The organism is Bacillus sp. GbtcB10, assembly GCF_019091365.1.
GTDB lineage: Bacteria > Bacillota > Bacilli > Bacillales > Bacillaceae > Bacillus > Bacillus altitudinis.
This window is the reverse complement of sequence record NZ_JAGXJP010000002.1, coordinates 96,081-120,469: the sequence shown is the minus strand read 5'-3', so window position 1 is coordinate 120,469 and position 24,389 is coordinate 96,081. Positions and strand designations below refer to the sequence as shown.

Here is a 24,389-nt window from a genome sequence, read left to right as displayed (position 1 = left end):
TTTTTCGAATATTTCACGTACTTACATTATGAAGAGAATCAGGTACGTAAATCAACAAGAAAATGCCATAATCATTAAAAAAACAAAAAGCTTGAGAAATGAGCACATTGGTCATGCGTTGATCACAAAAAGAAATAGTACAATAATAATGTAGTAAAAAATCAATAGGCGGAAAGGTTCATCGAAGTGCACGCCCTTTTATTAAGAATATATGACCAAAAAATTGTTAAATACTAGATAAAGAGCGAAAAAACAGTAATTCTATAGACTCATTTTGTAAAATAAAAACAGATTTGTTTGACTGTGTATCATTTCTGTTTTTATAATAATAACGTCAAAAAATAAGTGGATTAGCCCATTATATGGCGGCTATGCACGGGAGGTAATGAGGAATATGTCAGGAATTATTCGCGTAACCCCAGAAGAACTAAGAGCGACCGCTAAGCAATATGGTGTTGAAAGTCAAGAAGTGTTAAACCAAGTTGATCGTCTAAATAGAATGATCTCTGACCTAAAAGGAATGTGGGAAGGTGCTTCTAGTGAAGCATTCGCTGATCAATACGAACAGCTAAAACCTTCATTCATCAAAATGTCTGATCTATTAACAGATGTCAGCAATCAGCTTGATCAAACTGCAAATACACTTGAAAGCACTGACCAAGACATCGCTAGCCAAATCCGCGGCTAATCAAAGGGATTTCCTTTCTAAGTGTGAAAAGCAGAAAAAGCGCCGAGTCTGTCAGTTGATGCCGGCGCTCTTTCTATTTTGTGAGGTGGAAATTTGTGTATATCGATATTACCATCGACTTAAAAAACTATGATGGCAGTGTGTTTGATTTGAGACTATCAAATTATTTACATATTAAACAAGTCATCCATATCGCCTGGCAGGCAAAACAAATCTCACTACCTAAACGAGATGGCGGATGGGTGCGTGTAGTCAATAAGAAAGCTGTGTTTTCAGGCGAATATAAGCTGTCAGACTGTGGAATCACCACAGGAGACAGGCTGGAAATACTATGAAAGGACTTTTGTAAATGGCAGATAAAAAGAGTTCCTATTTAGAAGAACAATTAGAAGCAGTCATGAAAAAAGAGGAAGGCACTTACACCTTCATTTTTCAAAGAGAGACAATTAAACTCTTAGACGGTTTAGAAGCGGCACCGATTAAAGACATCAATCCTTCATTTAAAAAAGAGATCCAATTAACCGAAGGTGAGGTCATCATTTCGATTCAACCGCCTCCTGCCTATCAGGAATTTCGTTTCATCCATGCAAAGGATGAAAAAAGCAAATGGATTTTTTCATACCAGCTTGTCGATGCAGTGTGCAAACACGACGTGAAGCGGCTGCATCCTATTGTTTCTCCTGAAAACATTGTTTTTCATCAAGGCTTAGCGCCTGCATTTTTGCATTACGGGGTCAAAGAAAGCATCCCGCCATATGAAACCGACCAACATCGTCTATTAAAAGAGGTCAAAGCCGTCATTCTTCGAGTGGTGGACCATGAATATCAGTTTCAAGAATATTTGGCTTATCATGATACGTTGAAATTATCTGAGCAGGCAAAGGAAATAAGTGACACACAGTCGCTGGAAGAATTGTCTGCTTTGATTCAACAAAAAATAGAAGCCATCGAAGCAAAAGAAAAGACGCTCTTAACCATTCCAAAAAAGAAATGGAAGATTGAACGATACATTGGACTTGGTCTCCTTGTTCTTTTGATTCCTGCATTGGTGTATACCATTTACACGTTCTTTTTCGCCATGCCGAAACAAGAAGCGTATGTGGAAGCGAACAAATATTATCTCAACAAACAGTACAGCCAAGTGGTGGATACGCTCGAAAAATACAAAGCCGATCAAATGCCAGTCTCTCTTCAATATGAACTGGCCATTTCGTATGTGCAAACGAATCAAGGGAATCTATTGCTTGACCAGCACAAAAAAGAAATCACGGATACGTACACATTGCAGACAGACCCGCAATACTTCCTGTTCTGGATTCATATTGGACAAGGCAATAGCAAGGAAGCTCTGGATATTGCAAGGGTGCTCGGGGACGACCGATACATATTCACAGCACTCGTCGCCTACCGCAATGAAATTCAAAATGACGACAGCCTATCTGCTGAAGAAAAACAAAAACAGCTAGATCCAATCATTAAGGAAATGGCGAAGTATGAAGAAAAAGAAACAACGGAGACGAGCACCAATGACTCCTCAGATGCAAGCCAAACAGATGAAACAGCTGAACAAAAAGAGCAGTCAAAAGCCGATCAGGAGAAAAAAGAGAAAGAATCTGATGCAAAAAAGAAAACCTCTCAGACGAAAAAAGATGAGAAAAAATAATTCTTTCGATACAACTGACAGTTGGTGCTGTCCGATGAGGAGGTGGAGCGTTTGAGTCTTCTATGGGTTTTTTATGAAGAAGATTATCAAACCGTCCGTTTAGATGAGCAGTTCAACCGGGAAGCTGTGATTGGACCTGAAATAGAGCATACAGTAACGATTCCTTCCCTTTCGTTTGATGAAGGATTGATTCGTTTATCTCCAGATGAAACGAATGACGGCTTTTCTCTTTATCAGGGCGAAAAAAAGAAAGGTCACTTACTTCCACATGAACCATATCAGGTTGGTTCACTCACACTCATGTTGATGGATTCACATCATGATCAAACCATTTATTACCTAGGAAATAGAGTCGAAGTGACTATTTCAAGTGAAGAAATAGATGAAGCGGATGTGTGGAAAGAAGAAGCCCATTCAATGTTTCAAAATGCCAAATCCTTCACGTTGGAAAAAATAGAAGGCGCTTGGTATGTGATTCCCCAAGATGAAACGATCTATGTGAACGGGAAACAGCTGCACGGTCCACAGCAGCTTCTTGCTGGAGATGAGCTGTTTTGGAACTTTTTGACGCTGTCATTGAAAGATGATGATTTATTGCAAGTAACAGCATTTGAACCATTTCAAACACGTTTAGAAAAAACAAGGCCGCCAAGTACCGAAACGAAACAAAAATATCCTTTATATAGACGAACACCACGTTTGATTTACGATCTGCCAGATGACCGGGTGTCTTTCAGCTTTCCTTCACAGGAGAGTGAAAATAACGGCAGAGGACTTTGGCTCGTGGTTCTTCCGCCGCTTGTCATGCTGATTGTCATGGGAATCGTGGCCCTTGTACAGCCGCGCGGTATCTTTATTGTCGTGTCGATGGCGATGTTTATTATGACGTTAATTACTTCGTCCGTTCAATATTTTAAAGAGAAATCCCAGCGCAAAAGACGAGAAGAGAAGCGGCAACGCGTTTACTCTCTTTACTTAGAAAATAAGCGGAAAGAGCTGCAAGAGCTGTATGACCGTCAACAATTTATTTTAACGTATCATTATCCATCATTTGAACAAATGAAATATTTGACATCAGAAATCAGCGGGCGTATTTGGGAAAAGACGCTTGTCAGTGATGATTTTTTACAGCTGCGTCTAGGGACAGGTGCAGTTCCTTCAAGTTATGAATTATCGACGAGCGGCGGCGATATGGCCAATCGTGACATCGATGACTTAATGGAACAAACCCAGCATATGCAAAACGTCTATCGCGAGGTAAAAGATGTACCGATTACGTTCGGTCTTGCGGACGGTCCAACCGGATTAATAGGAAAACCAGCAATTGTCAAAAATGAGCTTCACCAGCTTGTCGGCCAGCTTGCTTTCTCGCACAGCTATCATGATTTGAGATTTGTTTTTATCTTTAATGAACAGGAGTATGAGAACTGGGAATGGATGAAATGGCTGCCGCACTTCCAACTTCCTCATACATACGGGAAAGGGTTTATATATAACGAACAAACACGTGATCAGCTCTTGTCTTCTATTTATGAAATTTTACGAGAGCGTGATCTGGAAGAGGAAAAAGAGAAGAAAATCTTTACGCCTCACTTTGTGTTTATCGTGACAAACCATGAACTCATTGCGGAACATGTGATTTTAGAATACCTAGAAGGCAGCCGGACGGATTTAGGCATCTCAATTATCTTTGCGGCAGAAACAAAGGAAAGCTTGGCTGAAAATATTTCAACGCTTGTTCGTTACATTAACGAAGAAGAAGGAGATATTCTCATTCAGCATAAGAAGGCCGTACGAATTCCATTTCAGCTGGATGCACATGAGCGAGCGGACAATGAGCTGTTTGCCAGAACCTTAAGAACATTAGATCATCAAGTCGGGATGACCAACTCGATTCCAGAAACGGTCTCCTTCCTTGACCTGTTTCATGCCAAACAGGTAGATGACATTGGCATTCGTGAAAAATGGCTGACATCTGAAACAGCAAAGTCATTATCTGTGCCTATCGGTTATAAAGGAAAAAACGATATTGTCGATCTGAATCTGCATGAAAAAGCACATGGACCGCATGGTCTGTTAGCAGGAACAACGGGATCAGGAAAAAGTGAGTTTTTACAGACGTATATTTTATCCTTGGCTGTTCACTTTCACCCGCATGAAGTGGCGTTCCTGCTTATTGATTACAAAGGAGGCGGAATGGCGCAGCCGTTCCGAAATATTCCGCACTTACTTGGTACGATCACAAACATTGAAGGTAGCAAAAACTTTAGTGAAAGAGCGCTTGCCTCTATTAAAAGTGAACTGAAGAAAAGACAGCGCTTGTTTGATCAGTATCATGTGAATCATATCAATGACTATACGAAACTCTATAAAGAGAAAAAGGCGGAACAGGCGATGCCTCATTTGTTCTTAATCTCTGATGAGTTTGCTGAATTAAAAAGTGAAGAGCCAGATTTTATTAGAGAGCTTGTCAGTGCCGCGCGGATTGGACGAAGTCTCGGTGTCCATCTCATTTTAGCGACACAAAAGCCCGGCGGGGTCATTGATGATCAAATTTGGAGTAACTCCCGCTTTAAAGTCGCATTAAAGGTACAAGATGCATCAGACAGTAAGGAAATTTTGAAAAATAGTGATGCAGCGTCAATTACCGTGACAGGTCGTGGATATTTACAAGTGGGGAACAATGAAATCTATGAATTATTCCAGTCGGCGTGGAGCGGTGCACCGTATATGGAAGATGGCTACGGATCAGAAGATGACATTGCCATTGTAACGGACACTGGACTGATCCCATTATCAGGGGTAAGTACAGAGCCAGCAGTGAAAAAAGAGACAGTGACGGAAATTTCCGCTGTTGTGGATGAAATTGAACGTATGCAGCAGGAGCTTGGAATTGAAAAGCTTCCGAGTCCATGGCTTCCACCGCTTGAAGAGCGGATTCCAAAAACACGTTATGCATCAAGTGAAGAGCACGTTTTCCATTTTGCTCTTGTCGATGAGCCAGATCAGCAAAGCCAGCATCCACTATCTTATCAAATGATGGAGGATGGAAATATTGGCATCTTCGGTTCATCCGGCTACGGCAAATCACTTGCTGCAACAACACTGCTTATGAGCTTCGCAGAAAGATATTCACCTGAAGAATGGCATGCGTATATTTATGACTTCGGTAACGGCACCTTGCTACCGCTTGCCAAACTTCCGCATACGGCTGATTATTTCTTAATGGATCAAATGAGGAAGATTCAAAAGTCGATGAAGCGTCTGCGTGAAGAGGTTGAATATCGCAAGCGTTTATTTAGACAGCAGGAAATGAGTCATATCAAAATGTATAATGCGTTGAATGAGAAAAAGCTTCCATTCATATTTATCGTGATTGACAACTTTGACATTGTGAAAGACGAAATGCATGAACTCGAATCTGAATTTATTCAGTTAAGCCGTGATGGACAATCATTGGGCATTTATTTCTTAATCACAGCGACTCGTGTCAACGCAGTACGCCAATCGCTTATGAACAACTTGAAAACAAAGATTGTCCATTACTTAATGGATCAAGGAGAGGCATACTCCATTATTGGCAGACCGAAATTCAGCTTAGAGCCGATTCCAGGACGAGTCATTATTAACAAAGAAGAGCTTTACTTTGCCCAAATGTTCCTGCCAGTTGAAGGAGAGAACGATCTCGAATTGTTTGAGCATTTAAAACAAGAGATCCAGCTTCTAGACGCTCGCTTTGAATCAGCTGAAAAACCAAAACCTGTGCCAATGCTTCCTGATAAGCTGACCATTTGGGAGCTAGAGATCCGCTTAGGAGAACAAAAACAGCCGTATGACATTCCAGTCGGACTAGATGAGGAATCTGTTGCACCTGTTTACTTTGACTTGAAGAAGAATAAACACTGCCTCATCATCGGTCAAACGCAGCGAGGGAAAACAAATGTGACCAAACTGATGCTTGATCAGCTATTAGTAGCAAAACCTGAGAAGCTGGCTGTCTTTGATTCGATTGATCGGGGGCTCTCTCATTATGCAAAAGAAGAGAACATTGATTACCTTGAAACAAAGGATGATATCACAGAATGGGCAGAGGAAATAGATCGTTTATTCAAGGTGCGTGAAGAGATGTACGTCGAAGCTGTGCGCCGGGGAGAGACTGATCAGTTGTCGTTCTCTCAAATTGTGCTTGTGATTGATGGCATTACGCGTTTTCAGCAGACAATCGATCCACGTCTTCAAGATCAATTGGCTGATTTCATGAAGTCATATGCACACTTAGGCTTTAGCCTGATCGCGTCAGGAAATCATACCGAATTCAGTAAAGGCTATGATGCACTCACAAACGAAATCAAACAAGTTCGTCATGCCATGTTACTGATGAAAAAATCAGAGCAAAACATCATACCGCTTCCGTATGCAAGACAAGAACCAGAGATTCAGCCAGGATTCGGATATTTGGTTGAAAACGGGAAAGAGAAGAAAATCCAGGTTCCTTTATGTGCGGTAGAAAGGAAGAGTGTTCAATGACAGAGCAGCAAAAAAGCTCCATCAAAATCGTGTCGACCATGATACTGATTCTCGTCTTGCCGGTTCTATTTTTCCATCTCATTGGGGATGATCCGGCAAAACAGAAAAAGAATGCCACACGTAACATTGCCGTGGTCAATGAAGATATGGGGGCGAGCGAAAGTGAAAATACCGCTCGTTTTGGACAGGATGTGGTGGCGGCATTATCAGAGCGTCCAGATTACACATGGACAGTCGTCAATCGAAGTGCGGCAGAAAATGGCCTGAAAAATAGAAAGTACGATGCAGTTCTCTATATTCCATCTGACTTCTCTAAAAATGTGCTGAGCTATGATAAGGATCATCCAGAGAAGGCATCTATCCAATTCTCAATCCAAGATCAGCTCAATGCAGTGAATAAAGAAAAAGTACAAAGAGAGCTAGAAAATGCTCAAAAGAAAATGAATGAACAAATGTCGACTTTATATTGGAGTTTTGTATCACAGGAAATCGGCAATGTCAGAGAAGAGTTTGAGCATATTGTTGGTAAAGAGGTCGAATTCCAAAACACGATGTACAACTTCTATAAGCCAAATTCAAACAAACTATCTGATGCCGTCCAGCAGCAGAAGAAACAAATAGAAGAACTAAAAAATGCGATGGCCGACTCACAAAAACAGTATAAAGACGGTTTAAGTACAACAGAAGAAGCGAAAAGCCAGCTGAAGGATTTCGTAAAAGTAGTCGATCAATATCAGCAGTATCAAGACAAACAAAAGGATCTCTTGATCAAAGCGCAATCGACAAGCAAAAAACAAATCCAGCAAGGACTCAAACAGCTTGCGGAGATTCAAAACCAAAACGCCCGCAGCTTTAGCGATCAAATGGGCGGACTCAAAACCGATATCAATGGGGTCCAAAGTCAGCTTAAAACAACGGACAGCGCAATTCAATCTGTTCAAAGGGCAAGAGAAGACGTAATTCCTAAGCAATCGTCGGGATTAACGGACCTTGTGAAGGCGTCTCAAGAAGAACTATTGAAGAATTATGAAGGTCAATACTTAGAGGCCTATAAAAGTAAGATCATCGCCTTGCAGAATAAGCTAGAGACAAAAAGGCAAGAGTTAATGAACGCGCCCGAGCAGCCAGCTGATCCTGATGATGACGGGCAATCAGATCAAGATAACGAGAACCCAGAAGAGATTGGCATTAACTTAGATGATGAAACAAATGAACTCTCGCAAATTTCATCGGAAATGAACGATCTAGCTGATCAATTAGAAGATCAGACTGCACCTCCTACTAATGAAGATGATAAAGAGAGTGAAAATGGCCAGGATGCTGTTCAGCCAGATAACAGCGGCACGAATCAATCAAAAGACGACCTGAAAGCACTGTCTAATCGTTTAGAAGAAGTGAAAAAGAAGATTCAAGAAAAAGCGGCCGCTCATAACGACCAATTGAAAGACAAAGTAAGTCAAATGAGTAAGGAGCTTGAAAGCCTCACGAAAAAAGTAGAGAAGCTTGAAAAGATGATTCTAAGGTTACAAGATCGATATAACGTCATTCCGAATGAAATCAAAAATCAGGAATCCTCTATTTTAAACAAAGTGCAAGAGCTGAAACGAGTAAACTCGCCGATTGGCAACACTGTGAATACGAAAATATTTGATCAAGAGTTTAAAACAAATTCAACAAGCACCAAAAAGTTAATGGAATACTCCAATCAACTGTCTCAGCTAGAGATGATGCTTGGGAATCTATATCAACCAACAAACAACTCATCTCTACTAGACACAAAAGGAGATGAAATCCAGTCCATCCTTGCCATCAAAAAAGAAGAAACGGAAAACTGGGATACACTCAAAAATCAAATGCTGACGTCAAATGATGATGTGTCTACCTTTATTGATGAGATGCAAAAATTCTCAGATGGCTACGCAGAATACATTTCGACTCAGCAGGCAAGCATGGAACAGGAGTTAAATGCCATTTCTGAAAGTGCGGACACAGTAGCTGAACAAATGGCTGATCAAGGAGATGCGGTGTATACGGCAGACCTTGCGGGCAGTTCGATTGTTGTGAGTGCACAGGATTCAATTGGTCAGGAAGTGCTTCGTCTTTCTGAAAATATGAGTTCGTTAACCGACCGCCAAAAAGGGGTGGCGGATTATACGAATAACATTGAAGAAAGTGTCACAACCGTTCAAGAAAAAGCAGATACCCTGAACGAAAACTGGAGTAAGAATGTCAATTCTACAAAGCTTGTTCAACAAGATTTAAAGGGTATTTTAGGCAACACTTTAGACGATCAAGGCAACAGCAACTATGTGTATAACCATTTAGCCAATCCGTTGAAAATTAGCGGCGATGTGCCAGAAGAAAAAACGCAGACTGTACCGCCAGTAGTCATTTTGGTTATTGTCATGATCAGCAGTTTGTTGATTGGCTTTTTTAGCTCGTATTATGCGTCAGCGCCAATGCTGGTCAAAGGTGCACTCTTTGGTATTTTAAATCTGCTAGTCGGGCTCATGATCAGCCTGTTTGGACTCAACATTTACAAACTAGCTGATGACCAAGCCATTCAATGGTCGATCTTTACGATTTTGCTGCTAGTGGCATGCTCTGCCTTCATTCGCACAGCTTTCCTTTTCGGTTCAATTGCCGGATGGATGGCAGCAACGGCGCTTATTTTCTTCTTTGTTGCACCGTTAATTGATTTGGTCATGCCAAACTTCCATTTTACAAATCCAGTGACAGACGTGTATCTGTCCATCCAATATGGAAATGGAGACAACTTCGGTATGGGCATCACAGGGCTACTGATTTTAACGATATTGTTCATGGTCATTCCACTAGTGAAGAAGCTATGGAAAGACAAAACAGAGGAACGTGATGTCACTCATGAGGCTTAATCTATTCGTCAAAGGGATGGCACTTGGTGTCATATCCCTTTTTCTCCTCAGTCCTGCTGCTTTTGCTGCTACAGGTGAAGATACGGATACAAATGTCAAGCCGAATGAATATCAAGAAAAGAACCTCAATATTAATTCGAGTATATTGAGGGATCAAACGAAATACGAACAAAGCAAAACAACATCTAAAGTCAAAACGGACATTCACTTTGCTGACCCGCCTAAGACCTCTGGTGGTCAACTTTCGCCGCAAATTTTTAGTGATCTGAAAGACAATCCGCCTAAAACGCCAGCTCGTATGATGAAAGAGATGAATATCTCTTTCAGCGATTCGGCTGTATCAACTCCTTCTGGCGATGATCATGAAAAGCAGAGATCGGCGCTTCTGCCAATCATTTTTGGCATCTTGATCGCCTTTGGCATCATTGTCATGATCATTCTGATTCCAAAGGTGAATGTGAAGACGGAAAAGAAATAGCCTGCCTCTTTAAAAAGGGGCAGGCTTTTCTTTATGCAGATTGCTTGATGTGATACCGATTCACTATTTAAAATAGTGTTATCAAGGGAGGAGATTGTCATTCGAATTTCAATCGTCACAGGCGGATCAAAAGGATTTGGTTTAGCACTTGTCAAACAGCTACTTTCACGCGGGGATAACGTGTATACCGCTGCAAGAAGTGAGTCGCCACTATCCCATCCACACCTCACGCATTCACAGGTCGATCTCACTGATGAGGAATCGGCTGCAAAGTGGCTTCAGGGCATCTTGTCCTCGCAAACTCTCGCAGACGCTGATGACGTCTTGCTTGTCAATAATGCAGGAATGGTGACTCCTATCAAGCGTGCAGGGCAAGGCGGAGAAGATACGCTTCATCAGCATTATACGCTGAACCTTGTCATCCCTGTTTTGCTCAGTCACGTGTTTGTGAGGGAGACACAATCTCTTGAAGGGAAGAAAACCATCGTGCATCTTTCTTCTGGGGCAGCTAAAAACCCGTACAAAGGATGGAGTGCCTATTGCAGTTCAAAAGCAGGGCTTGATATGTTTATGAGGACTTTACATGAGGAACAGCAGGACGAAGCATATCCTGTCACCACGTTTTCCTTTTCACCCGGTACGATTGATACGGATATGCAGGGAGAGATTCGGAAATCCTCCAAACAGGACTTTGAACAAATTGAACGGTTTCAGCAATTACATGAAACAGGTACGTTAAAGAGCCCAGATGAAGTGGCCGGTATTTTACTCGACCTTCTAGCAGATGACCCAGCTGGCGGTTGTGTATACGATGCCCGTGAGTATGGAAAAAAGCAGTCATAACGGCTGCTTTTTTCGTATTGTACAAGCAAAGACAGCTTATCGAGCATAAGCTAATTTTGAGACTCATCGGAAATATGACAGAACATTTGAGTTTCTTTTCAGAATATGTTAGGATGCTAAAAATATAGATAAGGAGGGGTTTCCATGAGAAAGGTTACATTAATGGATGTTTACACCCATCCAGTCGCTCAAAAATATTTAAATCGTTCAGGAAAAGCCCACGCCATTGCTTGTGCTTATCACGCATTCAAACTGGCGATGCAGGCGGGGATTAACCCGGATCTTGCTGTGAAAGCAGCACTCTTGCATGACATCGGCCACTATGAATGGTATACAGCAGGCGGAGAATGGGATTACGAGACATATAGACGAAATGATATTCATGCCATTAAAGGGGCAGAGCGGGCACATAAACTGCTCATACGGCTCGGCGAGGAACCAAAAGCAGCCAAAGAGATTGCCCTTGCGATTTTGCTTCACACAGATTCATATTTGCCAGAGGGCGACCTGCATAAGGACACACTCCAGCAAATTGTGAAGAAAGCAGATGAAATGGACGAAGAGCCTGGTGGACACCATCATTACAGACAAATAGATGAATCACTTGCGCTCAAAAAAATTGCTGATTTGGATGAGAAGGTGCAGCAGGCGCTTCAGCCCATGAAACGCTCTGTTTAATATGGAATATCTCCATGAATCGTTCCGTGCTGATCCACATACAATGTGCGGATCACAGTACGGTTAAATGCCGACGTCCCTGACGCAGTGAGACCTGTGTAATGAACCGTGACGGAATAAGCACCTTCTTTTTTCAATTGAACGGCAGATGAAGAGCTCGTTTTCAGTGGATGATCCTTCTCGGCATCTTTAAAATAAGTGGTCTCTACAGTTTTGCTTAATCGTTTAATCAGCTTGCTCGAATGTGTCGATGCATCTCCTGATTTCGCTGCAGCGATTTTGATTTCTTCATTCAATGGTGAATCAAAGGATACAAGTAGCAAATAAGGATCCTTTTTTCCTGAATTTGATCGAATCGTCCATTTTCCTGGAACGGGTTTATTGATTTGCACATGGTGTGAATAGGCGCCTTCATATGGGAATGATGCTTCGGATGTCGTCAAATTGGTTAAGACATCTCCATTTGGCGCAACGATTTCCGGATTGGCTTCCTGTCTTTCATTTAACCACTGAATCGATAGGCCATTCGTTCCTTCCTCTACATAGAACGCTTCTGTTTTATCCTTTTCACTTTCTCCACCTTTCACATAAACGTTTGTATTTAGCTCTGAAGAGACTGGTTCTTGCTCTTGTTCGTCTTCGCTTTCAGCGCTTGCGGTACTTGCACGCAGCTGTGCCTGAAATACGGGGAACATGCTTGTGCCGTTTTTGATCGAAAAGTGATCCCATTTTCCTGTTAAAATATTGTTTGCATATGCTAGCTTTGTGCTGCTGACCGTCACAGCGCCATCGTTTGCACCAAAGCTTTTTAAATACATGCCGCCTAAATAAAGCACTCCGCCAAAGGTTCCCCAATCTGAACCAGAATAGGTTACATATTTATGAGGGAACGTCTCCAGCTGGTCGGTTTCACTTCGAAAAGCTGCCATCATCCCGGTTTGCAGAGAATAGAGCGCGTCGCTCTTTTGTCCAAGGATTTGCGCAAGCCAGCTTCCGCCTTTGCTATAGGCTAAATCCGCAAGCGGCGTCCCATAATGTGGAGAGCCAAGTGTGATGACTTTCTCTACATATGGATGAGCGTTGTAATACACGAGTGCAGCCTGCGTATCCACTCCACCTTTACTATGACCGATTATGATCAGTTTTCTGCCGAAAAATTCATAGATTTCTTTTAACTTTTCTGCTAATAGTTTCCCATTCTTTTTCATGTCCTGATCTGGATATAAATCTATGAACGCGCTTTCGTATCCGTTCAGAACAGCTTGTTTTGCCATATCGTTTCGATCAGACCATGTGGAGGAAGAACTGTTTATGCCATGTACAAAAACAAGTGGGGGTTTTGACAGGTCTTTTTGTACCGGTTCTTCGCCTTTAAACCACTTTCCTGGTGTACCAGGTGCATCTCCAATTGTGCCTGCGTGCGCATAACTTGCAGAGGATAGTAAGAGCATGACAGCAACGATACAGATTAATTTTTTCAAGATCATTCACCTCTTCAAATAATTTAAGATGTTGACAGCACCAATCTATTATACTTCTAAAAATTGTAAAAAAATATGAAATGTAAAAATACGGTAATAATGTTGTGGGTTTGCTGAGTGACACTCACATGGGTCATTGCATACGCTGTGGGTAAATACACAAGTAAAGGGGCAGGTAGCATGGCACAACAAGGAAGTCCACAGCTTGTTTCATTAGTTGATCCATATGTTTATCAAACATTGCAGAAAGTAGTCGGTATGAGATTGATTGTTCAAACAGTGAAAGATACAGTACGTGGAAAGTTGAAGGAAGTGATGCCGGATCATATTGTGATTGAGGCGGGGGCAAAATCAGTGTTTTATGTGCGGATCCAGCAAATCGTGTCGGTGATGCCTGATCACAGTGAAAGAGTGTAACAAGCAGACGCACAGGTGTCTGCTTTTTTCAATGCTTACAGAATGTATATCTGGAAAAAGTGCATGATATACCAATTGTTCTTTTTTTTTCAAAAAATATGGTTCTAAAACAAGAAGCAGTTGACAGAAGGTGGGTTGAATAGTAGTTTTTTAATAAGGTCAATACGTAACAGGAGGAGCATCTTTGTTAAAATCTAAAGTTCATTTTTGGACATTCCAAATATTACTGGTTTTACTGATTGTGTATGTATCAACAAAAGTTTCGTTTTTATTTCAGCCGATCATTTTATTTGCTTCAACGTTGTTTGTTCCTATTTTACTGGCAGGTATTCTCTTTTTCATCTTTAATCCGATTGTTCGATTTTTGTCGAAGAAGATACCTAGGACGCTCGCCATTCTGATTATTTATCTCCTATTCATCGGGCTTATCACGTTTGTTGTCAATGCTGCTGGACCTGTCATTGTCACGCAGGTGGGTGGACTTGTCAAAAGCTTCCCGGGGTATGTCACGGACATGCAGAAATTTATCAACGACTTCTCGCATTCTAAAACATTTACATGGATGATGAACCAAGATTATGTGTCTGTTTCGAAGTTTGAACAGTCGATCGTTTCGACATTAAAAGATTTACCGGAAAATATTGCTTCCAGTATGTCGGCGGTGTTTGGCGTGATTGCGAATATTGCCCTCGCTGTCATTACCGTTCCATTCATTTTATTTTACATGCTAAAAGACGGGCATAAGTTTCCGGACAAGCTCGTTCAATTTTTGCCAATGCCTTACCGTAAGGAAGGATTGAAGATTTTTAAAGAATTAAACGATACGCTTGCTGCTTACATACAAGGGCAAATCGTTGTTTGTTTATTTGTCGGAGTTGCTTGTTTTATCGGATACTTATTAATTGGTGTGAAATATGCGCTCATTCTCGGCATCATTATTGCGGTGACAAACGTCATTCCATATCTTGGGCCATATCTTGGTGCGGCACCAGCTGTGCTCATTGCTTTTCTTGATTCGCCTGGAAAAGCGGTTGTGACTGTTATTGTCATTCTTGTTGTTCAGCAGATCGATGGAAACGTCATTTCTCCATTGATCATTGGAAAACGTCTCAACACACATCCGTTAACAATTATCTTGCTATTAATTGGGGCAGGAAGTTTTGGCGGAATCCTTGGCATGATTTTTGCCGTTCCTGTCTATGCGTTGCTGAAAGCCATCACACTCAATATTGTCAGATTGGTTCAGCTGCGTCAGCGCTCTCGAAAAGAACAGCATTTAAACGTTTAGGGCAGATGCACAACTTTTCCCTTTTTGCATAACATAACTCACATAAGCGAATAGGGAGGAGAAGGAAGATGCCTGCGATTGTTGGACCCATCCATATTGAGTCTTTAGGCGGAAACGGCTCGGCTACTTTTGGTGACGTTCTCGCCATTGCCCCTTTGGCTGTAGATCACTCGACCGGTGGAGCGGGAGCTTTTAATTCAGGTGATTATATGTCCCTGACAAGCGATCCGAATGCCACTATGCTTTGGGACTTTACACTGTTTGGCCAGCCTCAATCATTTAATGCATAAAAGACAGCTGATCATATGACATATCAGCTGTCTTTTTTATGTTGGATAGACACGTATTGTTCCGCTAGGCATATGATGAGGGTAGTAAAGGTGGTGGAAAGATGCCAGCAATTGTTGGACCCATTCATATTGACCGTGTCATAGGAAACGGTTCTGCACATTTCGGCGATGTGTTTGCTATTTCGCCAAAAAGTGTGGATCATTCCGCTGGTGGTTCAGGCACCTATAATGCAGGAGACTTTGTTCAATTCTTCAACAATCCGAACGTCACATTTGTTTGGGATTCAAACCTGATCAGCCAGCAAAAGAGCTTTAACGCATAGCCAGCTTTGAAAGGGTCTCCTTTTCAGAAGCTGTCTTTTTTTATGGTACAATGGATAGAAGAAGGAAGAAGAAAAAGGGGGGAAAACACATCAAATGAAAATAAGAAAAGCGCATCTGACAAGCGGGCAACCAACAACCTACAATGTATATTTACATGAAAATAAAAAAGAATATAAAACGCTTGTCGCTGTACCTGATATGGAATGGAGTATTTCTATCGCGTATGAAGACGAAAAAACGCAGCTTGAGCAAGCACTAGAACAATCTTTAAACAAAAGAGTAGAAATAGACGAAGCCCGTGAACTTGCACAAAAAATTGTGCACTGGGTCACAGAAATGTAAATTCAGAAACCAGGAGTGAACACAGCAATGAAAGAAGAATCCGTAGACTTTTATTTGCAGCAAGGGATATTTGGACATGCTGAAACAAAACCAGATGAACGAAGAATGTTTCTCGGCTCATTAAGAGAACGTGCTCTTCTCGCTCTGACAAAAGGACAAGTATCGAGACATAAATCGTATCAAGAGGTAGAGCAAGTATTGAAGGCAAACCGAGAGGCCACTGTTCTTTTAAATGGTGAATTGTCATATGCTTCTTATTCTCCATATGTCAAAATGGCAAATGCCGCTGGTTGTTCTTTTAAAGTGGTCAACCATCACGAGTCACATTCACCTTTTGGGCTTGTGATAGAGGTGCCGCATGCGATCAATCAAGAGCACATCTATGTAGAAGATGAGCTTTTTCAAAAAGCTTTTTCTCGTGAATCTGTTGAATAGGTTTCCCTAGTGAAATGAATAAGCTATAATGATTCAAAAGAGCATATGGGAGAGATGCGGATGGGCAAAGCATTGATTTGTATTGATTATACAGTTGATTTTGTTGCAGACGATGGAAAACTGACGTGCGGAAAGCCTGGACAGGCGATTGAGTCGAAGATCACAGAGATCACTTCCTCATTTATTGATGAAGGACACTTTGTTGTTTTTGCCGTCGATCATCATGAAGAGCAAGATCCATATCATCCAGAGACAAAGTTATTTCCGCCCCATAATATTCGCGGGACAGAAGGAATTGAACTTTACGGAAAACTAAGTTCACTATTTCACACGTCAACACATTTAAATCATGTCTATTATATGGAAAAAACAAGATACTCTGCTTTTGCAGGCACTCAATTAGAAATGAAACTGCGCGAGCGTGGCATCACTGAACTTCACCTAGCCGGCGTGTGTACCGATATTTGTGTACTTCATACAGCTGTTGATGCGTACAATAAAGGCTTTGAACTTGTGATTCATGAGAATGCCGTAGCGAGTTTTAATGAAGCGGGGCACGAGTGGGCACTTTCTCACTTTGAGCATACGCTTGGTGCGAAAGTGGTTAAGTAAGGGAAGGAGAATGGAAGTTGGAGCATCGGTTTATTGACGACAGTTTATCACTACATACAGATCTTTATCAAATTAACATGGCAGAAACGTATTGGAGAGACGGCATTCATGAGAAGAAGGCAGTCTTCGAACTCTTCTTTAGAAAGCTTCCATTTGACAACGGCTTCGCTGTATTTGCTGGTTTAGAGAAAGCGATTGAATATTTATCGGACTTCTCCTTCACCGAGAGCGACCTTGCATATTTAAAAGATGAACTCGGTTATAAAAGCGATTTCATTGAATACTTAAGCGGATTGTCTTTTACAGGGACACTTCATTCAATGAAAGAAGGAGAAATTGTCTTTGCGAATGAACCTATTATGCGCATCGAGGCAACACTTGTTGAAGCGCAGCTAATTGAAACGGCACTGCTCAACATCGTGAACTTCCAGACGCTAATTGCAACAAAGGCGGCTCGTATTAAAGGAATCATTGAAGATGAGACAGCATTAGAATTCGGAACAAGACGTGCGCATGAAATGGATGCAGCCATGTGGGGAGCAAGAGCAGCACTGATCGGCGGATTTCAGGCAACAAGTAATGTCCGTGCAGGGAAACGCTTCAATATTCCCGTATCAGGCACCCATGCCCATGCCCTTGTACAAGCATATCGCGACGAATATACTGCATTTAGAAAATATGCCGAAACACATACAGACTGTGTCTTTTTAGTGGATACATATGATACGGTCAGATCAGGCATTCCAAATGCGATTAAGGTAGCGAAAGAATTCGGAGACAAAATCAACTTTATTGGGGTCAGACTTGATAGCGGAGACCTTGCCTACTTGTCTAAAAAGGCGAGAACGATGCTGGATGAAGCTGGATTCCATGACGCCAAGGTCATTGCATCAAGCGATCTTGATGAACACACCATTATGAACTTAAAAGCACAAGGTGCAAAAATCGATGTATGGGGTGTTGGAACGAAACTGATTACCGCATTCGATCAGCCAGCTCTTGGTGCTGTATATAAGCTTGTATCGATTGAAGAGAACGGTCAGATGAATGACACGATCAAAATTTCTTCTAACCCAGAGAAAGTGACAACACCAGGCCGTAAACGAGTGTATCGCATTATCAATCAATTGAATCATCACTCTGAGGGAGACTACATTGCCCTTGAAGAAGAAGATGTTCAAAGTGAAGATAAGCTGAAAATGTTCCATCCAGTTCATACATTTATCAGCAAATTTGTGACAAATTTTGTGGCAAAGGACCTTCATGTCCCAATTTTTGAACAAGGGAAGCTGGTGTATGATAATCCAGATATCCAAACGATTCAAGCATATGTGCAGGACAGTCTCGGACTCTTCTGGGAGGAATACAAACGAATCAGCAAACCAGAAGAGTACCCAGTCGATTTGAGTCAAAAATGCTGGGATAATAAGATGCAGTTTATCCATGATGTGAAAAATAAAATCAAAAAAGAGCTTTATGAAAGCTGATTACCCCGGGAAAGGAGATCATCAAGCCAGATGGTCTCTTTTTTTTCATGTTGGACGACTCAAAATGAACCTTATGGGCAATCATTTGGTATACTGAAAGCACATCTTGTTTGTCATTGCATAAAGGAGGAATGGAGCAGTTGAGGGTGTTTGTTGCAAGGCAGCCTATTTTTAACAGAAAAGAACAAGTCGTATCATACGAGCTGCTTTATAGAGATAGTGAAACCAATACATATAGCGCTGAAGATGGTGATCAAGCGACAACCGACCTCATTATTAATAGTTTTTTAAACATTGGCATCGAAACACTGACAGAAGGAAAACGATGCTACATCAATTTCACCGAAAGCTTGCTTTCGTCTGATCTGCTCACTTATTTTGATCCACATCAGCTTGTGATCGAAATATTAGAAAATGTACCGATTACCCCGGCACTTATTATGAGATGTAAGCAATTAAAAAAGTGGGGATACACGATTGCGCTCGATGATTTCTTTCTAAGCGGAACACATTTTCATGACAAGTTACTCGATGAACTCCTCTATTGCATTGATATTTTAAAAATTGATTTTCTGAAAACAACATGTGAAGAACGAAGAGACATTTTACATACATATAAAAAGTATCGACTTCGATTCCTTGCTGAAAAGGTAGAAACGCGAAAAGAATATGAAGAAGCGTTAGAAGCTGGCTTCCATTTGTTTCAAGGATATTTCTTTAGTGAGCCGCACGTCATTTCGGGACGAGCCTTATCGACTAGCTTCCACGCATACCATCAGCTATTGAATGAGCTGAGCAAGGAGCAGCCGAATATTCAGACCGTGACGCATTTTATAGAAAGTGATCTTTCTCTTTCATATCAATTATTAAAAATGCTGAATTCTGGCGGCATGAGACGTCTTTATCAAATCAAGAGTATTCGTCAGGCGATTATCCTGCTTGGGTTTAATGAAATACGGCGATGGATCTTTATCCTTTCATTTAAAGAACTAAATGTCCAAGCCAACTCAAGCCAAAAGGAAATCATCAAAATGTCGTTCATTCGTGCCAAAACGTGTGAACTCATTGCTAGTCGGACTGAACGAGAGCATCCCGCTTCTTATATGCTAACAGGTATGTTTTCACTCATTGATACGCTTGTCAGGGCGGACATTACTGAACTTGTGAAAGAACTGCCTCTTTCGGATGAAGTAGGTGAGGCACTGCTTGGCTATGAAAATGACTATTTCCTTGTGTTAGACGTTGCCAAACGTATTGAACGAAATGAATGGGATAATGAGATGTTAGGTGGAAGTCTCCCTAAGCAGGAAGCCTACGGCTGTTATATAGAAGCCATTGAATGGTGTCATAAAATGTTTGAATCTTAAGAAAAGCCGCTCCCACTAGAGCGGCCTTTTTCTTTGTTATCCCCACTGTAAAAGTAGAAAAAGCCTACTGGAAGAGAGGGATAAGTAGATACGGATGCCTTCTGGACTAAAGCGGATATCGATATTGCTTTTCACCCCAATCTGCTTCAGCATTCGAATCACACTTGCGGTGTCAGCACGTTCAGCAGCTTCCATGATTCGCTGTCCAAACGAAAGCGAACCGGAAATCTGCTGTGTAATGAGGGATGCATCAGCCACGAGACGGGTTGATTCCTTTGCAGCCTTTTGAAACGCATGAGCATCTACTGGAGGAAAAGTCATAGGTGTTCGCGGGTATGCGTTCCCCATTGCGGGAACCTGCAAAGGCGGATAAGGAACATAGTAAAACACATGGTCACCTCTTCTCTCATTGAAGTGAATTTGGACGGATATCTGTTCTAAATGTATGAAGAAAATCCGAATAAAGAATCAAAATGATCTTTCTACCTTTGCATATTCATCATAAAAATAGGTACTTTTGCGGTCAATTTCGGTGAATGTCGCCAAAAAATTGCGGTGTCTACAGTAGAGCCTGTCGTCTGACCTATAACATGAAAAACCGAGGAAATAGAGGGGATCGTATGTTCTGTATCGTGAGAATTGTGACGAATGATGCCTGTTCATGTCGCAAAAATGACGTATTTCCTTTGAAATTGAGATAAAAGTATCATTTGAAAAGTCTGAAAATGATGAAAAAAGACCTATTGAATTTTGCGGTATCACGCACACATTTTGTGCATACTTTTCGGTGAAAAAATACTCAATAGCATTTACACTGTTAGTAACAGATCAAATACTTATGACCCAATCAACATACACAAATACATTGATCTTCCAAAAAAGGAGAGTGGAATCGATGGAAAAGTATGAAATCGAAGAACTTAAACAACTATTATGGAAACTTGAAAACGAAATTAGAGAAACAACGGCTTCTCTTCATAACATTAACAAAAGCATTGATCAATACGACAAATATGAATATGTGAAAATTTCTTAAAGACTTGATAACCATCAAGTCTTTTTTTTATCCAAATACATACAAAAAAAGGATATATTATTATATAATTGTTAAATAGTGATGTCAGTGGACATTTGCTTATTTCTTTTTAGTAAAATAAGAGGCGAGAGGGTGAGGATCAAGATCGAGTATGCTAAACTATCTAGAGAATACAAAAATCAAGCAGAAAATGTCTGATTTTATTCAACATGCAGTCAGGCAAAATGATTTACAAAAGCTGCTTCTCGAATTTACAGATATAAAGAATGAATTTCCTTTTGGGCAATTGGCTTACCAACATTATGAGGCATTTGGCGGACAAGACAAGCAAGCGATTACAAAACTGGCAGCAGGGATTGAACTTCTCATCTTATCTGCCGATATATTAGATGATATTGAAGATCAGGATAATGATTCGTATCCTTGGATGAAATGTCAGAGCGGAATTGCGATTAATGCGGCGAATGTTCTCTTTGCATTGAGTTTTGATGTGTTTTCAAAGCTTGATCATGGAGCGAAGCTTTTAAACAATGTATATTCTTATTCCATTCAGTCAATGCAAGGGCAGCATATAGATATGACACTGGAGCCAGAGAATGAGCAGGATTGTTTAAATATCATGAAATTAAAAGCAGGGTCACTGTTTGTGTTACCTTGTGTGTTAGGTGTTGTTTTGGCAACAGGTTCTTTTGAAAAGAAGGTAGAAGAATATGCTTATTACCTAGGAATGGCGGAACAGCTTGAAAATGACTATCTAGGTCTTTTTAATAAAGATAATGTTGACTTTAAAAGAATGCAAACATTACCGCTAGTTTACTTGAAAAATGAGTTTAATCCATCTAGTTCAGACTTGCTCAGTTATTTTCAATCAAAGGATAAGAGTATTGGCTCTGAAGAATTAAAGGATAAATTAAAAGAATCTGGCGTTCAACAATATGTATTTATTATGAGAAACCTTCTCAGAAATAAGTTTAAAGAAGCATTCGAAATACTACATTTAAAGGCTTCTAAAAAGGAAAAGCTAATACTTTTTTTAATTGGAGATGGAGAAGATGAACATTCAGAAACTAGTTAGTTATCTAGCGGGAAACCCCTCGGCGTTAAAGCAAGTTGCTAATGGAAATGCATCGTTACTTCACGTTGATCAAGTGACTGCGAGTATTATTGTTGAAGGTTTTCAGAAAGAAGATACCATTAGATCAAAAAAATGGAGAGATGCTGGGGACTATTGAGGCTCTATGCAAAAATTTTATTCGAAATTAACTGTTATTCTAATTATCCTTAGTTTCATTTATGTGATTTATATTTCCTACATCAATGTGTTTAATATCTTTGTAGGAGCAGTCGTTTCGGTGAATAGTGACGGACAACTTGAAATAGAGGATGTTGTTGATTTTACAGACAGTTATTATGCTGGTGTTAGAAAAGGCGATATCATCCTTGAAGTGAACGGTAATAAAGAACCAACCGAAGAAGTAAGAAGAGGTTATTTAGCAAACGTCAAAAGTTTAGTTGTTGATAGACATGGTGATGAAATTGTCATAGAGAATGTGAGGTTATTAAGTCAAGAAAATCTATTTATTTACTTAATACCGATCATTTTTTATTCAATCTGTCTATTTTGTATATTTATGATTTTAAAAATCAACAAATCTAGGAAAAAAGAGTCTGCCTATATCCTTGCCCTTTTTTTATTGGCTGTTGCTGTAGCATATGTCAGTTCTGGTGGATCTGGTAAAGGTGAGTATATTAGTGGTTTTATCGTCATTACTACGATGACTTGTGTACCTCCTTTATATATGCACTTTATGTATCAGTATTTGAAGGAATTGGGTACGAAAATTATTAGCGTACGTGTGCTTCTTTCTTTGTATGCAGTTCCATTTATAAATCTTGTTTTAGAAATTTATTTTAAAAATATGGTTTTAGCTGCTTTCAACTTACTTTCGTTTTTTACACTTGCATTTATAACGATTATTATCACATTCAGATCAGCTAAAAGGTGGAAAGGCACGGAAATTGGTAATGTCCTTAGTGCATTTGGACTTGTCTTAATCACGTCATTTAGTCCTTTTATGCTGTTCTTTATCATTCCATATTTTTTTCATAAGTATTTTATTTCGCCTTATATTCTTGCTTCGTTTGCATTATTAATTCCGTTTTTCTTAGTCTATCAATTTATGTCAAATAAATTATATAATGTTGATTTCTTTATGGGAAGAATTAAATATTACAGCCTTTTAGCGATCACACCTACGATAGTAGTGGTGATTATATTTGATTTCATTCAGAAGCCAAGTGCTAATTTTTATACATTGAAATTTACAATTATCACATACATTCTTATGCTCACCGTCTTTTATTTTAAAGAAATCATCGATTTTCGTTTTCGTCTAAAGCGTTTCTCGGAGAAACATAATTATCAGGATAGTGTGTTTAAATTTACCCAGCTCATTCGTGATGCTTCATCACTTCATCAAGTGTTATATCATTTGAAATACACCATTTTAGAAGTACTTGTTGTGAATAAAGCCTTTGTGCTTGAGGTTAAGGCTGATGGACAAATTGAAGAAATTGATGAGCAGTCAGAAGACAGCGACCTATGGAAAAAGTATGTCGATCAATTTCACGATTTATTAGGCGAAGTAGGGAAAATCATCGAGCTTAATAAAGGGTTTATGATAAAAATTGGTGAGCGGGGCGGTCACTCGTTTGTGATTTGCTGTTTATCTAATTTACGGACACCTAAGCTGACTCGCGATGAAATCTCATGGCTGAAAACATTGGCATTTTACACAAGTGTCAGTTTAGAAAATGTCGTCAAGATTGAAGAATTGATGGAGCATCTTGAGGATTTGAAACAGCGGGAAGCCAATCCCGCCTGGCTGAAGAAAGTCATGTTCGCCATGGAAGAAAAGCAGCGTTCAGATTTAGCGAGGGATCTTCATGATTCTGTGCTGCAGGATTTGATTTCACTGAAGAGACAGTCCGAGATGTTCTTAACCAATTTCCAAAACAACCAATGCCCAACATCTATTGAAAATTCATTGATCTCATGGAATGAACAAATGTCTAAGGTGATTCAAACCACGAGAGAAACATGTCATGAACTTCGGCCGCAGCTCCTCTATGATTTGGGGTTAGTGAAGGCAATTTCGAAGCTGACTTCGCAAATTCAAGAGGAAGCGCCATTTCATATTAGGCTGAATACAACCCGCTTTGATAAAGAACTGGACATTGATATTGACTCACAGCTGAATATTTACCGGATTGTGCAGGAGCTGTTATCCAATGCGTTGAAGCATTCTAAGGCCAGCCAAGTCTTAGTGATGCTCATTTGTATTAAAGATCAAGTTGTTCTCCATTATGAGGACGATGGAGTCGGATTTGATGCAAGCCAGCTTGATCAGCACACGATGAGCATGGGTCTTTCTGGCATAAGGGAACGAGTCAAAGCTCTAAATGGAAAGCTTCAAATTCACACAGCACCTGAAAAAGGGCTCAAGGTGAAAATTGAAATGGAATTGTAACGATTTCTT

General features: G+C 40.4%; 23 protein-coding genes. 21 read left to right on the top strand and 2 right to left on the bottom strand.

Annotated elements, in window-relative coordinates:
• Positions 1–394: 394 nt before the first annotated feature.
• The 8 genes from KVT11_RS06040 to KVT11_RS06005 all read left to right on the top strand — a co-directional run bounded on the left by KVT11_RS06040 (position 395) and on the right by KVT11_RS06005 (position 11,771).
• The gene (locus KVT11_RS06040; protein WP_003213769.1) at positions 395–688 is read left to right on the top strand and encodes a WXG100 family type VII secretion target; all 294 of its coding nucleotides are present in this window, start codon (positions 395–397) and stop codon (positions 686–688) included.
• Between the two features lie 95 nt (positions 689–783).
• Positions 784–1,023, top strand: a complete 240-nt coding sequence (gene yukD, locus KVT11_RS06035) for an ESX secretion system protein YukD (RefSeq protein WP_008345897.1) — start codon at positions 784–786, stop codon at positions 1,021–1,023.
• A gap of 14 nt (positions 1,024–1,037) precedes the next feature.
• Complete coding sequence (essB, locus tag KVT11_RS06030) at positions 1,038–2,351, top strand: type VII secretion protein EssB (protein ID WP_045034547.1); 1,314 nt, start codon at positions 1,038–1,040, stop codon at positions 2,349–2,351.
• Between the two features lie 51 nt (positions 2,352–2,402).
• Positions 2,403–6,878, top strand: a complete 4,476-nt coding sequence (essC, locus tag KVT11_RS06025; protein WP_210552197.1) for a type VII secretion protein EssC — start codon at positions 2,403–2,405, stop codon at positions 6,876–6,878.
• Positions 6,875–9,772 (top strand): type VII secretion protein EsaA, encoded by a 2,898-nt coding sequence (gene esaA, locus KVT11_RS06020; protein WP_008345891.1) that lies wholly within the window; start codon positions 6,875–6,877, stop codon positions 9,770–9,772. Before essC ends, esaA begins: the two co-directional genes overlap by 4 nt.
• A complete protein-coding gene (essA, locus tag KVT11_RS06015) occupies positions 9,753–10,250 on the top strand; it encodes a type VII secretion protein EssA (protein ID WP_017358933.1) in 498 nt (165 codons plus the stop codon). The genes esaA and essA overlap by 20 nt, the downstream gene beginning before the upstream one ends.
• A 99-nt stretch (positions 10,251–10,349) precedes the next feature.
• Positions 10,350–11,093, top strand: coding sequence for a (S)-benzoin forming benzil reductase (locus tag KVT11_RS06010; protein ID WP_039963912.1), 744 nt, complete (start codon positions 10,350–10,352; stop codon positions 11,091–11,093).
• Positions 11,094–11,237: 144 nt separating this feature from the next.
• Positions 11,238–11,771 (top strand): HD domain-containing protein, encoded by a 534-nt coding sequence (locus tag KVT11_RS06005; protein ID WP_007500462.1) that lies wholly within the window; start codon positions 11,238–11,240, stop codon positions 11,769–11,771.
• Here the strand turns inward: KVT11_RS06005 and KVT11_RS06000 are convergent.
• The gene (locus tag KVT11_RS06000) at positions 11,768–13,252 is read right to left on the bottom strand and encodes an esterase/lipase family protein (protein WP_039956281.1); all 1,485 of its coding nucleotides are present in this window, start codon (positions 13,250–13,252) and stop codon (positions 11,768–11,770) included. The genes KVT11_RS06005 and KVT11_RS06000 overlap by 4 nt on opposite strands.
• A gap of 180 nt (positions 13,253–13,432) precedes the next feature.
• Between KVT11_RS06000 and KVT11_RS05995 the strand changes: the two genes are divergently transcribed.
• The 9 genes from KVT11_RS05995 (at position 13,433) to KVT11_RS05955 (ending at position 19,814) form a co-directional block, all read left to right on the top strand.
• Positions 13,433–13,669 carry a YuzF family protein gene (locus KVT11_RS05995; protein ID WP_003213721.1) on the top strand — a complete coding sequence of 79 codons (237 nt, stop codon included), beginning with the start codon at positions 13,433–13,435 and terminating at the stop codon, positions 13,667–13,669.
• 184 nt (positions 13,670–13,853) lie between these two features.
• Positions 13,854–14,957, top strand: coding sequence for an AI-2E family transporter (locus KVT11_RS05990; protein WP_008345881.1), 1,104 nt, complete (start codon positions 13,854–13,856; stop codon positions 14,955–14,957).
• Positions 14,958–15,025: 68 nt separating this feature from the next.
• Positions 15,026–15,247: a spore germination protein gene (locus tag KVT11_RS05985; protein ID WP_008345880.1), complete on the top strand. Its 222-nt coding sequence runs from the start codon at positions 15,026–15,028 to the stop codon at positions 15,245–15,247.
• Positions 15,248–15,348: 101 nt separating this feature from the next.
• Positions 15,349–15,570, top strand: a complete 222-nt coding sequence (locus KVT11_RS05980; RefSeq protein WP_008345878.1) for a spore germination protein — start codon at positions 15,349–15,351, stop codon at positions 15,568–15,570.
• 94 nt (positions 15,571–15,664) lie between these two features.
• Positions 15,665–15,913, top strand: a complete 249-nt coding sequence (locus KVT11_RS05975) for a YueH family protein (RefSeq protein WP_008345876.1) — start codon at positions 15,665–15,667, stop codon at positions 15,911–15,913.
• Between the two features lie 27 nt (positions 15,914–15,940).
• A complete protein-coding gene (locus tag KVT11_RS05970; RefSeq protein WP_041091828.1) occupies positions 15,941–16,348 on the top strand; it encodes a YueI family protein in 408 nt (135 codons plus the stop codon).
• A 60-nt stretch (positions 16,349–16,408) separates the two neighbouring features.
• A complete protein-coding gene (locus tag KVT11_RS05965) occupies positions 16,409–16,960 on the top strand; it encodes a cysteine hydrolase family protein (protein WP_008345872.1) in 552 nt (183 codons plus the stop codon).
• A 17-nt stretch (positions 16,961–16,977) separates the two neighbouring features.
• A complete protein-coding gene (locus tag KVT11_RS05960; RefSeq protein WP_017358937.1) occupies positions 16,978–18,447 on the top strand; it encodes a nicotinate phosphoribosyltransferase in 1,470 nt (489 codons plus the stop codon).
• 140 nt (positions 18,448–18,587) lie between these two features.
• Positions 18,588–19,814, top strand: coding sequence for an EAL and HDOD domain-containing protein (locus KVT11_RS05955; protein WP_210552474.1), 1,227 nt, complete (start codon positions 18,588–18,590; stop codon positions 19,812–19,814).
• Positions 19,815–19,850: 36 nt separating this feature from the next.
• Here the strand turns inward: KVT11_RS05955 and KVT11_RS05950 are convergent, their stop codons facing one another.
• Positions 19,851–20,204 (bottom strand): YuzC family spore coat inner layer protein, encoded by a 354-nt coding sequence (locus KVT11_RS05950; protein WP_019744042.1) that lies wholly within the window; start codon positions 20,202–20,204, stop codon positions 19,851–19,853.
• Between the two features lie 505 nt (positions 20,205–20,709).
• Here KVT11_RS05950 and degQ point away from each other — a divergent pair.
• The 4 genes from degQ (at position 20,710) to KVT11_RS05930 (ending at position 24,380) form a co-directional block, all read left to right on the top strand.
• Positions 20,710–20,850: a degradation enzyme regulation protein DegQ gene (degQ, locus tag KVT11_RS05945; protein ID WP_003213123.1), complete on the top strand. Its 141-nt coding sequence runs from the start codon at positions 20,710–20,712 to the stop codon at positions 20,848–20,850.
• Positions 20,851–21,001: 151 nt separating this feature from the next.
• Positions 21,002–21,925: a polyprenyl synthetase family protein gene (locus KVT11_RS05940; RefSeq protein ID WP_210552196.1), complete on the top strand. Its 924-nt coding sequence runs from the start codon at positions 21,002–21,004 to the stop codon at positions 21,923–21,925.
• Positions 21,894–22,082, top strand: a complete 189-nt coding sequence (gene comX / locus KVT11_RS05935) for a competence pheromone ComX (RefSeq protein ID WP_306160900.1) — start codon at positions 21,894–21,896, stop codon at positions 22,080–22,082. The genes KVT11_RS05940 and comX overlap by 32 nt, the downstream gene beginning before the upstream one ends.
• Positions 22,083–22,088: 6 nt before the next feature.
• Entirely contained in the window at positions 22,089–24,380 is a 2,292-nt protein-coding gene (locus KVT11_RS05930; protein WP_116306137.1) for an ATP-binding protein, read from the top strand.
• The last annotated feature ends 9 nt before the right edge of the window (positions 24,381–24,389 follow it).